This window comes from Streptomyces lacrimifluminis, assembly GCF_014646095.1.
Lineage (GTDB): Bacteria > Actinomycetota > Actinomycetes > Streptomycetales > Streptomycetaceae > Streptomyces > Streptomyces lacrimifluminis.
This window is the reverse complement of record NZ_BMMU01000067.1, coordinates 1-12,127: the sequence shown is the minus strand read 5'-3', so window position 1 is coordinate 12,127 and position 12,127 is coordinate 1. Positions and strand designations below refer to the sequence as shown.

At 64.8% G+C, this 12,127-nt stretch carries 7 protein-coding genes; 6 read left to right on the top strand and 1 reads right to left on the bottom strand.

Annotation, left to right across the window (positions count from 1 at the left end; translation table 11 throughout):
* The first annotated feature begins 502 nt into the window (after window positions 1-502).
* Both IEY89_RS39235 and IEY89_RS39230 read left to right on the top strand, forming a co-directional pair.
* A complete protein-coding gene (locus tag IEY89_RS39235) occupies window positions 503-1,114 on the top strand; it encodes a TetR/AcrR family transcriptional regulator (protein WP_229695708.1) in 612 nt (203 codons plus the stop codon).
* Window positions 1,115-1,174: 60 nt separating this feature from the next.
* On the top strand, window positions 1,175-3,211 hold the full coding sequence (locus IEY89_RS39230; RefSeq protein WP_506004860.1) for a HelD family protein: 2,037 nt from the start codon (window positions 1,175-1,177) through the stop codon (window positions 3,209-3,211).
* A 686-nt stretch (window positions 3,212-3,897) separates the two neighbouring features.
* Here IEY89_RS39230 and IEY89_RS39225 read toward each other — a convergent pair.
* A complete protein-coding gene (locus IEY89_RS39225) occupies window positions 3,898-4,662 on the bottom strand; it encodes a thioesterase II family protein (RefSeq protein ID WP_229695707.1) in 765 nt (254 codons plus the stop codon).
* Window positions 4,663-5,049: 387 nt separating this feature from the next.
* Between IEY89_RS39225 and IEY89_RS39220 the strand changes: the two genes are divergently transcribed.
* The 4 genes from IEY89_RS39220 to IEY89_RS39205 all read left to right on the top strand — a co-directional run.
* Complete coding sequence (locus IEY89_RS39220; RefSeq protein ID WP_189152310.1) at window positions 5,050-5,874, top strand: hypothetical protein; 825 nt, start codon at window positions 5,050-5,052, stop codon at window positions 5,872-5,874.
* Window positions 5,875-5,941: 67 nt separating this feature from the next.
* Window positions 5,942-9,052 (top strand): non-ribosomal peptide synthetase, encoded by a 3,111-nt coding sequence (locus IEY89_RS39215; RefSeq protein WP_189152309.1) that lies wholly within the window; start codon window positions 5,942-5,944, stop codon window positions 9,050-9,052.
* 93 nt (window positions 9,053-9,145) lie between these two features.
* Window positions 9,146-10,393: a cytochrome P450 family protein gene (locus IEY89_RS39210; RefSeq protein ID WP_189152308.1), complete on the top strand. Its 1,248-nt coding sequence runs from the start codon at window positions 9,146-9,148 to the stop codon at window positions 10,391-10,393.
* 67 nt (window positions 10,394-10,460) lie between these two features.
* A partial coding sequence (locus tag IEY89_RS39205) for a type I polyketide synthase (protein ID WP_229695706.1) occupies window positions 10,461-12,127 on the top strand: 1,667 nt, incomplete at its 3' end.

Below are 12,127 nucleotides of genomic sequence, written 5' to 3'. Positions count from 1 at the left end.
GCATGACGTCAATCGCCAAAGCCGTCCTCACCCTGGAGCGGCAACGCTGAAGAAGCTCACTGAACGCGATGTTCCGTGAGTTCACCCCCGTGGAGGTCGCAGAGGCTGCGGCACGGCGGATCGGTGGTTCCGACGGGTCTGAAACCCGCGCTGATCAAGGCGGCTGACAACAACATCGGTGCGGTCACTCACGCGAGCGGCTTCCAGACTGCAGTTCTCAATGGGTTCCGTCGGGGACTGCGTAGACTGCGGGACCGAGGCCCTGAACGGTATCCTCAACGCCGAGTTGATCCAAATGCAGGGCCTCTGGTGGGACTATGAGCAGCCCGCCTACGGGGAGTCCTTACGTCCGCCGCCAGGCCGAGCGGGTTGTACCCTGCCACAAGCTGTCCCGAAGCCTGTGGTTGCAGGTGGCTGTGTGGATGAATTGCGGTTTCGGTTTCGGACGGCTCTTCCTGATTCATGGCGTGTGACAGTACTGTCCAAATTTATGAGTAGGGACATGGGCCTGCGAGAGCGCAAGAAGCTGCGGACGTATCGGGAGATTTCCGATGCTGCGATCGCGCTCTTCTTGGAGAAGGGCTTCGACGGGGTCTCGGTAGAGCAGGTCGCGGCCGCAGCCGAAGTGTCGAAGCCCACACTCTTCCGTTACTTCCCGACCAAGGAAGATCTGGCTCTGCATCGGTTTGCCGATCATGAGGATGAGCACAGCCGCGTAGTCACGGGACGGCCCCGGGGAGTGTCACCTCTGGATGCCCTGCACGGCCACTTCCTGGACGCACTTCAGGGGCGGGACCCGGTAACCGGACTCAGCGACGACCCGCAGGTCCTCGCATTTCACAGCCTTCTGTACGGCACACCTCGCCTGGTTGCGCGGCTGTATGCGTACATGATGCGTTCGGAGGAGGCTCTCAGCGAGGCGTTGGGCGGAGAGCGTCAGGTCGAGGCGCGTCTGGCGGCCAGTCAGATCGTCGCTGTGCAGCGGATCCTTGCCCAGGAGAACTGGCGGCGGATGGAAGCCGGGGAGAAAGCAGACGACGTCTACCCGATCGCGATCGCGGTCGCAGATCGAGCCTTCGCGCAACTGCGCGATGGGCTCGTCGCGTACGCGTAGGACCCTTGACTTTTCAGATGTATGGTTAACTTTGTTACTGGGTTAAGTTAGTATGCGGGTGTGAAGCCGCTTGATCATGAACTCAGCCAGGAACGGACATACCACGACACCTGCCGTGCGGCCATGGCCAGCATGGTCGAGGAGTCGGCTGAACAAGTTGTCATCGGGGAGGATGTCTCGGCCTCCGGCGCGGACGCTGAAGCACTGGGCTACACGCTGCGCAGTCGCGCGAAAGCGCTTCTCGAGGAGCCCGACCGGCCACTCTTTTTCGGGCGCCTGAGCTTCGAGGACTCGCTGCAGGCAGGGGACCATCGTCGGCAGACCTACTACATCGGTCGCCGTCGGCTCTCCGAGCACCCCTCCACTCCGCCTCTGGTTGTGGACTGGCGAGCGCCCGTTTCGAGCACCTTCTATCAGGCCAGTGCCAAAGATCCGCAGGGCGTCGCTGTGCGGCGACGCTTTGGCTGGGCGGCTGGAAGCCGCGGAGCTTCGGAAGATCTCAGCGGCATGGAGGACGAGCATCTGACGGCAGGCGAGTCCGGGGAGAGCCAGATTGTCGCCAGCGAGATTGAGCGGCCACGAGTCGGCCCCATGCGTGATATCGCCGCCACCATCCAGCCTGAGCAGGACGATCTGGTGCGCAGTCAATTGACTGACTCCGTATGCGTGCAGGGGGCGCCGGGTACCGGAAAGACGGCAGTCGGCCTGCATCGAGCCGCGTATCTGCTGTACACCTATCCGCAGCGCATCCAGCGAAGTGGTCTGCTGATCATCGGCCCGAACCGCACCTTCCTGAAGTACATCTCAGAGGTACTGCCTTCGCTGGGCGAGATCGACATCCGGCAGTGCATGATTGCGGACGAGATCGCCCGCCATCCCGTGCAGGCCCAGGATGCGGAGGCGGCAGCGGCCGTCAAGCATGACAGTCGGATGGCGCAGGTGCTGCGCCAAGCGCTCTACGCGCGGGTGGGATCCCCTTCCGAATCGGTGGCGGTACCCGACGGTTCGTACCGCTGGCGCATCTCGGTCGAAGAGCTGGAAGAGATCGTGGCGGAAGTACGCGAGGAGGCGCCGCTGTACGCCGTGGGGCGTGAGCGTGTCCGTGCTCGCGCCGTCCAAGTGCTGCAACGCCAGGTTGAGAGGCGGGCCGGGCCGCCCAACAACGAATGGCTGCGCAAGATGGGGCGAGCGAAACCCATCTCCGCGTTTGTCGATTCCGTTTGGCGTAAGGTCCAACCCGAGGAGGTGGTGGCCTCGGTCCTCAGCGATCCTGACATTCTGACGGTTGCGGCCGACGGAATCCTGTCCGCTGATGAGCAGAAGGCAATTCTTTGGCCGAAGCCGCCGCGCTCCTGGAAGAGCGCCAAGTGGTCTGAAGCCGACTTGGTGCTCATTGACGAGGTCGCCGGACTCATCGAGCGACCTGAGGGTTACGGACACGTAGTGGTGGACGAGGCTCAAGACCTTTCGCCGATGCAGTGCAGAGTGATCGGTCGCCGAGTTGACTTCGGGTCGGTGACGGTCCTCGGGGACCTCGCTCAGGGAACCACCCCTTGGGCCGCTCGTAATTGGCCGGAGCAATTGGTCCATCTCGGTAAGCAGGATGCCCAAGTGGTACCGCTGACCATGGGGTTCCGAGTTCCGGCCAAGGTGGTGGAGTTCGCCAACCGGCTCATCGGTTCCCTCGATGTCGACGTTCCGCCCTCCCGGTCCTTGCGGCGGGACGGCGAGTTGATGATCCGCAATGTGCCTGACACCGTGAAGGCGACGATTGAGGTGGTGCGTGCGGCCCTCGAAGGTGAGGGGTCGATCGGGGTCATCGCCGACGCACCCGAGGTGATGAGCCTTCGTGATGCCCTCGCAGACGCCGGCATCGAGACGTCCACAAGCGACGACACGGGTTCGCGTGTGACCGTGCTCCCCGCGGAGGTTGCCAAGGGCTTGGAATACGACCATGTTGTCGTGGTCGAGCCAGCAGCGATCGTCGAGGCAGAGACACGGGGACTGCATCGTCTCTATGTGGTGTTGACGAGGGCCGTCTCGCGCCTTGATGTCATTCATCGGCGACCGCTGCCTATGGCGCTTGACCCTGCATAGAGAGTCGGGGCTCCGCCAGAGCCGGGAAATGCAGGTGATAGCCCGGCCCTGGGCGGAGAACTGGGCAGTGTGGCGGAGGGTCCTTGACCATCACAGTCCAGCGTGTTTAGTCGTACCTCGTGGCCACGATGCGTCGCCAGTGTCGGTTGCCGGATCAGGCCCACCAGGGATGACGTCCTCGGCGAAGGCGACATCCTTGGTTCAGCGGACGGTGTTGTCGCACCTGCCCGCACGTCTTACCACTCACCCCCGGCGCCGCTGGCCGCACATCGATTCCACCTGCCCTGGGCGATGGCGTTCACCACCTACTGGCAGCGGCTCACCGACCTCCCGGCCGTCACCTGACGGCCGGGCACCGCCCCGACGAAGACCAGGAAGGAGGATGACCAGCAGCACTCCAGGCCCGTGGAACCCGGCGCACCCGCAGCGTCACGCGACGGACCACCTCGAACACCACGAGGACAATATGGGCGAACCGTCGAGCCGATCAGCGACCGAGCCCCGCTGAAGAATCGAGCTCGCCAACGCCTTGCGAGTGATTATCCGAACAGTGGCAAACTCTCTCTTCCGCTCCGGCGTGCTCCTCGACACTAAATTCCCGTCCCTCAGGGAAAACTCTGGCAACGGACAGGTCGCCAACGGACCTCTTCTGCCGCAACCGAAGCGGGCAGCACATCCTTGGATCGTTATTCGACGCCGGTAGGGAATTGGATGTGTTCTCCGATGATGTCAAGTATCGCGGTCTGCTGGTTGACGAGATAGAAATGTCCGCCAGGCAACACGCGGACATCAAGCCCGGCTGAGGTGTGCTCGTCCCACCCTCGGACATCATTCACGGAAACCCGAGGGTCGCGATCGCCGATCAGAGCCAGAATCGGACAGGTCAGCCTCGGAGAGGGATCGTAGCGGTACGTTTCAATGGCCTGATAGTCGTGCCGAAGAGTCGGCAGTACCATTTGGAGGACCTCTTCGTTGTCCAGCGCACTGGATTCTGTCCCTCCGAGCTCCCTTAGCTCGTCTATCAGGGCGCTGTCTGGACGTTTGTGCATACCCCTGCTGCGCCATAGATGGGGGGCGCGGCCACCAGAAGCGAATAGTGCCGACAACGTGACACCGTCTCTCTGCAGCCGCCTTGCTACCTCATAGGCTACCAGTGAACCCATACTGTGCCCGAAGAATGCCAATGGGCGATCCGTCCATTTGTTCAGCGCGTCTGCTATTCCATCGGCCAGCGCCTCGATGTTCGTCAGGGCGGGCTCGGCATGCCGGTCCTGACGGCCGGGGTATTGAATGGCCAATACCTCGACGGACGGCGAAAGTGCCTGAGACGTCGGGAAGTAGAAGCTTGCCGAGCCACCAGCGTATGGAAAACAAGCCAGTCGTGCTTCGGCGTCGGGTGCTGGGTGGTAGCGCTGGATCCAATGGTCATTATTGTTGGTCATTTCAATCATCTGCGATCCTGTCTCTCGTGCCCACGTAAGGGGTGATAAGTGCTGATTGGCTTGTGTCGCGAGTCTTGATGGAGCGCGTTCGCGCGTTGATCGCATCCTCGTCGACATGATCAAAGAGGCGGGTTCACCTTTGGGGGCGACGGGCAGACTCCCGTCTGATCGATCGGCTGACCGTCATGGCTTGAGGTGCCTTGTAGGGATTTGCCATGATCTGCTGACCTTGGATGTAACGGCTCGTGGCCAATTGCCTTCCCGCTGTGAGGGCGATCACAGGGGCTTCCCATGTGATCGCCTGGGCGTTATCGTTGGTTGATGCAGTAAAGAACTTTACTTAGTAAAGTTTTTTGGTCAAGGGTTGAGGATATCCGAGGGTGGGGACGTTGAGGCATGCATGATGCGTGGAAGGTGCTCCATGAAGGACGCCGCGGCGATGTGTGCCTGGCTGTCGATTACGACGTCACTGGACGTATAGAGGCCCGCTTCTCGGATCTCTTCGCTCAGCTTGCGGCGGTATCGCCGATGCCTCTTCCTTCCGTTTTTGAGGCACTTCAGCCGCCGTTGGGCGACGAGAGGGGGATGTCGGGTGCTGATTACGTGCATCGGTGGGTCGACAGTGTTAGGGAAGCCGACTGGGAAGTGACCAGTGTTCTCGGGTTCTGCGCGGGAGGAACCTTCGCCGCGGGAATCGCTGACGAACTGGAGCGACTCCAGGGCGCGCCGCCGAAACTCATTCTGTTCGATCCGGAGACTCCGGACGCGCTCACGCTGTACTACCACTTCCATAAGGTCGTTGGGGGCCTGGCTGCAGGGCTGCCCGAGGAACGAGTGGCCGCAGCCCAAGAAGCTGGCCGACTGGTGACCGAGAGTGGTATGCCGCTCGCCGACATTGCGTCGGAACTTACGGCGGCCTTCCAGGGGCTAGTGCCGATCGCGTTTGAAGCCGCCGGCCTGGATGAGAGTTTCGCAGACGAACTGTCCTTGACCTACTCATCCTTCCTCACGTATCTGATCGGTGCGGGTGACATCGACCATCGGAATGCCTGGCGCAAGTCGACCGTCGTATCCTCCCGCAGCCCACTCAGCGGCTTGAATCGGTATACGCCTGAAGAGCGGGATGCGATGGTCGCCGAAGAAATTAAATGCGATCTCGAGCACATCGACCTGCTGCGCGATCTCGAGGCCGCCAGCATCCTTCGCGAACTGCTGAAGTAAGCCGTAACCGCTCGCGCAGCTGACAATGTGAGGAAACCGGGGGATGAACATGGCGAGTACTTCGAGCATGCCGGTGGTTACAGTCAGCCGCAAGGAAGAGGCACTCTGGCTTCTGGAAAGACTGGTACCGGGCACCGGCGTCAACAACCTCTCCTTGGCGTTACGCGTGGACAGCCCGCTCTCGGTTCCGCTGCTCAACGAAGTCTTCGCTCTCCTGGTGAGCCGCCACCCCGCCCTGCGAACTGTCTTCCATGCCGGAGAAACGGAGATGCGCAAGGAGATTCTGAGTAGCAGCGATCACCCGGTTCAGATATCCCGTGTCTCCGTGCCCGGATCCATGGACGCAGCGCTCACCCGCTTCGTCGCCGAGCCCTTCACCTTGGATGGTAAGCCGCTCCTGCGGGCCGGATACTTCGAGCATGAAACGGGCGACCATCTCTGCCTCGCCGTCCATCACCTGATCTTCGACACCGCGTCGGCCGCCGTCCTGTGCAGTGAGCTGATCGCCGCTTACACCGCCCTCGCAGCAGGCCTGCAGCCGCCGGAGGAACTCAGCGGAATCGCCCCCGTCGCTGAAGAGGCCCTCGTATCTGAAAAGAGCGTCGCGTTCTGGCACGCGGAACTGGCCGGGGCACAGCCACAGGACCTGGAGCTCAACTGTGGCCTACCAGACCGTGGAGGCCAGCCGACCCTCAAGGGAGACCAGGTCACCGTTCCTCTGTCGGCCGAAGCCGTGAGCACCGTCCGACGGCTGACGAAGGAACTGCGCGCACCCGAAGCGGTCATCCTCCTTGCCGCCTACTCGGCCCTGCTTGCCGGGCACGGCGCCGGCCCCGACACCGTCATCGGCTCACCGATCGATGTGCGACGCCAGGCATCGCCGGGCGCGGTCGGATACCACGTGAACGTGCTGCCGCTGCGCATCGCCTATCGGCCCGATCAGAACTTCAAGGACCTGGTCCGGCGCACTCGGGACACTTTCTTCGGCGCCCTCAGCCACAGCGACGTACCGGTCGACCACCTACTGTCGGAGATCCCGCGGAGCAACTCGTCGTGGCGGCACACGCTCTTCCGCCATGTCTTCAACTATGTTCCGCAGAACGGCCCCACCGAGTTCACCATCGGTGGTATCCGCGCCGTCCCTGTCACCGTCGAGAACGGAAGCAGCAAGTTCGACCTGGAATTCTTCCTGTTGCCGTCCCAGGACGGCATCACGCTGCGGGTCGTCTACAGCACGCAGACGCTGGAGAGGGGCGATGCCCAGGCCCTGGCCGCCCGGTACGACACCTTCCTGATCGCCCTCGGCGCGCACCCCGAGCAGCCCCTGCGGAATATCCTCCAGCACTCGCCCGAGGACCGGTCGGTCATCGCCGCTGCCAACGACACAGCAGCACCGGAAGGTCTGACGGTGCTGGAGCAGGTTGTCGCGCGCGCCGCCATGTGGCCGGACCGGGTCGCGGTCGAAGACGGTGAACGGCAGGTCACCTACGGGCAGTTGCTGCAGGCCGCACAGGCGACGGAGCGCCTGCTTCGGGGACACGGAGTCACCTCACACGACTGTGTGGCCGTGCACGCGCCGCGCGGTTTCGAACTTGCCGCGGCTGTCCTGGGCGTCTGGCTGGCGGGTGCGGCCTACGTGCCGCTCGATCCTGATCATCCTCGCCAGCGAGTGGAGTACCAGCTTTCCGATTCAGGGGCGGCCGTTGTGCTGACCGCCCACGACGCGCCGGCCCTGCCGACCACGCCGGACCGCCTGGTGCTGTCGCTGATACCTGTCCCGGCGGGCGCGCCCCTCATTTCGGATGAGCGGCCTGTACCTGTCCCGGATCCGCAAGCACCCGCCTACCTGATCTACACCTCAGGCTCCACCGGACGCCCGAAGGGAACGGTCGTCGGTCATGGCGCGCTCGCCAATCTGATCGCCCACTTCGCCGCCGAACTGGCGGTGACACCGGATGACGCGACGCTGTGGATGACCACCTTCACCTTCGACATCTCAGCCCTGGAGCTCTTCCTACCGCTCGTCTCCGGCGGGCGGCTGATCATCGCGACCGACGACAGCCGTGTCGACGGCGCCGCCCTCGCGGAGCTGCTGAAGCGGCACGAGGTAGGCATCGTGCAGGCCACCCCCACCACCTGGCGGCTTGTCGCCGACGAGGCCTCCGACGCGCTGGTCGGCCGCAGGGTGCTGTGCGGCGGGGAGCCGATGCCCGTCCAACTGGCGCTCACCCTCCTTGAGACCGGCTGCGAGCTGCGCAATGTGTACGGCCCGACGGAGACCACCATCTGGTCGACGTCCGCACGGCTGACGACCGGCCTGCTGAGGGACGACGACACCACAGCCACGGTGGGAACCCCGCTGCGCAACACGCAGGCGTTCGTGGCGGCGCCCGAAGGCACCGAGCTCCCGGTGAACGTCAGCGGTGAACTGTGCATCGCCGGCTCTGGCGTCGCCCTCGGGTACCACGACAGGCCGGAGCTGACAGCCGACCGTTTCGGTGAGCATCCCCTGTACGGGCGTTTCTACCGCACCGGTGACCGTGCCCGCTGGCGCGCGGACGGAACGCTCGAGGTCATGGGCCGCAACGACCGCCAAGTCAAGCTACGAGGCAACCGCCTCGAGCTCGGTGAGATCGAGTCAGTCCTGCTAGCCCACCCGGATGTGGCCGCCGCAGCTGTCGTGGTGGCCGGTGACACGAGCGCGGACGGCGTGCTCGTGGCGTTCGTCGAGGCACCGCACGCGACTGAGGACGCGACGGACGGCCTCTGGGAGTACGCGCGCGACGAACTGGTCAGTGCCTCCGTGCCGCACCACTTCGAGGTCGTCCGGGCGCTCCCCACGACCGCCAACGACAAGGTGGACTACCCCACCCTCGTCCGGCGAGCACACGAATGGCTCGAGATGAGCCGGGACCGTGCGGGGACGCAGGCCACGTCGGCCGGCAGTGAAGACCCCTTGGTGCTGGAGATCGTCGGGCTCTTCCGCGAACTGCTCCGCACTCAGCGAGTCGACGCTGCCACCAACTTCTTCACCAGCGGCGGCTACTCGCTCCTCGGAGCCCAACTCGCCCAGCGCATAGGGCAGTCAACTGGCGTCAAGCTCCGGCTCGCCGAGGTCTTCTCGCACTCGAGCCCCGCGGCGCTCGCCCAGTTGGTTCGCTCCCGTCAGACCGGCTGACTCAGCGACTGCACTCCCACCTGGCCGGCTGCCCCCGTCGGCCAGGACTCCCCTGCCGTCGGGCAGGGGACCATTCCCACGAGAGAGCGTGTCATGACGCAGTTTTCTCCGCTCACAGAGATCATCGAGCTCGACGATCACTTCATGCAGGCCCCCCACACGGTCTACGCCGGACTGAACGAGAAGGGCCCTCTGCACCAGGTGAAGATCCCGCCGGGAGTCCCGGTCTGCGGTGGCCTGACCGTCTGGCTGGTCACCGGCTATGAGGAGGTACGCTCGGCCCTCTCCGATCCCCGGCTCAGCACGGACCTGCGCAAGACCGAGGAGCTGTTCGCCCAGAACCAGCCCGACGCCACCAAGCGCGGCGGATTCTCCTCCACCATCGCCAACCACATGCTTCACAACGACCCTCCCAACCACACCCGGCTGCGCAAGCTCGTGAACAAGGCCTTCACCAGCCGCGCCGTGGAGCGGCTCGCACCGCAGATCGAGAAGGTCTCCCACGAGCTGCTCGATGCCCTGCCCGACGACGAGACGGTCGACCTGCTCGACCTCTTCGCCTTCCCCCTCACCTTCCGCATCATCTGCGCGCTGCTCGGCGTACCGGAGGAGGACCAGGAAGACTTCAAGGAGTGGTCCAAGCAGCTGATCTCAGGCGGGTCGGCCGAGATCGCGGCGGCGGCGTCCGCGACGATGCACGACTACCTGACGCAACTTGTGGCGCGCAAGCGTCGAGAGCCCGCCGCCGACGTGCTCTCCGCGCTGGTCGAGGCGCGTGACGCCGACGACCGGCTGGAGGAGAACGAACTCATCTCCATGGCCTTCCTGCTGATCATTGGGGCGCACGAGACCACGGCGAACACGGTTGCCAACGGCACCCTGCACCTGATGACCAACCTCGACCAGTGGAACGCCCTGCTGGCAGACCGCAGTCTGCTGCCCGGCGCTATCGAGGAGTTCTTGCGGCTGGAAAGCCCGCTGAAGCACGCCACATTCCGCTGCGTTACCGAGCCCGTACAAATCGGCGACGTCGAACTCCCCGTCGGCGCCTTCGTCCTCATCTCGTTGGCTGCCGCCAACCGCCACGCCAACCGCTTCGAAGGCGATACCCAGCAGCTCGACATCTCGCGCCCCGCCAAGGGACATATCGCCTTCGGCCACGGCATTCACTACTGCCTCGGTGCTCCGCTGGCCCGCCTGGAGACGCAGATCGCCTTCAACGCACTCCTCGACCGGTACCCCGAGATGCGGCTTGCCGCAGCCCCCGCGGACCTGCGCTGGCGCACCAGCACGCTCATCCGCGGCCTGTACACACTGCCGATCCGGCTCATTCCCGCGTAGTCACGCCCTCAACAGCCGAAGCACACGACATCCCTGACCACGCATGAAGAGTGGGGTCCCGAACGCCATGGCCAGCATCTCCGCCGAGTCCGCCCATTCCGACCAGCCCATCGCCGTCATCGGCATCGCCTGCCGGCTACCCCAGGCCGCTGACCCGGATTCCTTCTGGCAACTGCTGAAGGAGGGACGCAGCGCCATCGGACAGGTGCCGAAGGACCGCTGGGGACCCGGCGCTCAGGATGCCGACGGGGCGCTGCGCGACGTCGTCCGGCACGGGGGATACCTCGACCGGGTCGACGCTTTCGACGCGGCGTTCTTCGGGATCTCACCGCGCGAAGCCCGGGCCATGGACCCGCAGCAGCGCATGATGCTCGAACTGGCTTGGGAATCACTCGAGAACGCCGGCATCCGTCCCCAGCAGGCCTCCGGCAGCAGGACCGGCGTCTTCATCGGCGCGATCTGGGACGATTACGCCACCCTGCTTGCCCAGCAGGGACTCTCGGCGATCACTGAGCATTCGGTCACCGGACTTCACCGGAGCATCATCGCCAACCGGATCTCGTACACCCTCGGACTGCATGGCCCGAGCCTCACCGTGGACACTGCACAGTCCTCGTCCCTGGTCGCCGTCCACCTGGCCTGCGAGAGCCTCCGCAGGGGCGAGTCCGACCTAGCCTTCGCGGGCGGCATCAATCTCAACATCGTCCCGGAGAGCACGCTCGGCGCCTCGAAGTTCGGCGGCCTCTCCCCGGACGGACGCTGCTTCACCTTCGACGCGCGGGCCAACGGCTATGTACGGGGAGAAGGCGGCGGCGCCGTCCTGCTCAAGCCGCTCGATCGCGCGCAGGCCGACGGCGACACAGTGTTGTGCATCATCCGAGGCACCGCGATGAACAACGACGGCACCACCGACGGCCTCACCGTGCCCAATCCCGACGCCCAGCGCGCGGTGCTCCGCATGGCCTACGAGCACGCGGGCGTGAACCCCGCCGACGTTCAATACGTCGAGCTCCACGGCACCGGCACCAAGATCGGCGACCCGATCGAGGCAGCCGCGGTCGGGGCTGTACTCGGCACCGCTGAAGGTCGGCGCGCCCCGTTGGCCGTCGGCTCCGGCAAGACCAACGTGGGCCACCTCGAAGGCGCTGCCGGCATCGTCGGGCTACTGAAGACCGTACTCGCCCTCAAGCACGGCGAACTCCCCGCCAGTCTCAACTTCGAGACACCGAACCCCGCAATCCCGCTGGATGAAATGAACCTGCGCGTCCAGCAGGATCTGACCGCGTGGCCCGAGACGGACGGGCCCCGGCTCGCCGGTGTCTCCTCCTTCGGCATGGGTGGTACCAACTGCCATGTTGTACTGGAGAGTTCGGTGACCATTCCCGGGCCGGCGGAGGGCAAGAACATCCCGGTGGGTGTAATGCCCTGGCTGATCTCAGGCAAGACCCACAAGGCACTGCGGGCGCAGGCCGCCCGCCTGCTCACCTATGTCGAGGCCAGGCCGGAGCTCGACATAGGTGACACGTGTCTGTCGCTCGCCACCACCCGTACCGCTTTCGCACACCGGGCCGTCGCGCTCGGCGGCGACCGTGAGGAACTCCTGCGCGGCTTGGCGGCCGTGGCCCGGGGCGAGGACTCAGCCGCCGCCGTCGAGGGGCGCGGCGCCTCATCGGCCGGTGGCGGGGTGGCGTTTTTGTTTGCGGGGCAGGGTGCGCAGCGGTTGGGGATGGGTCG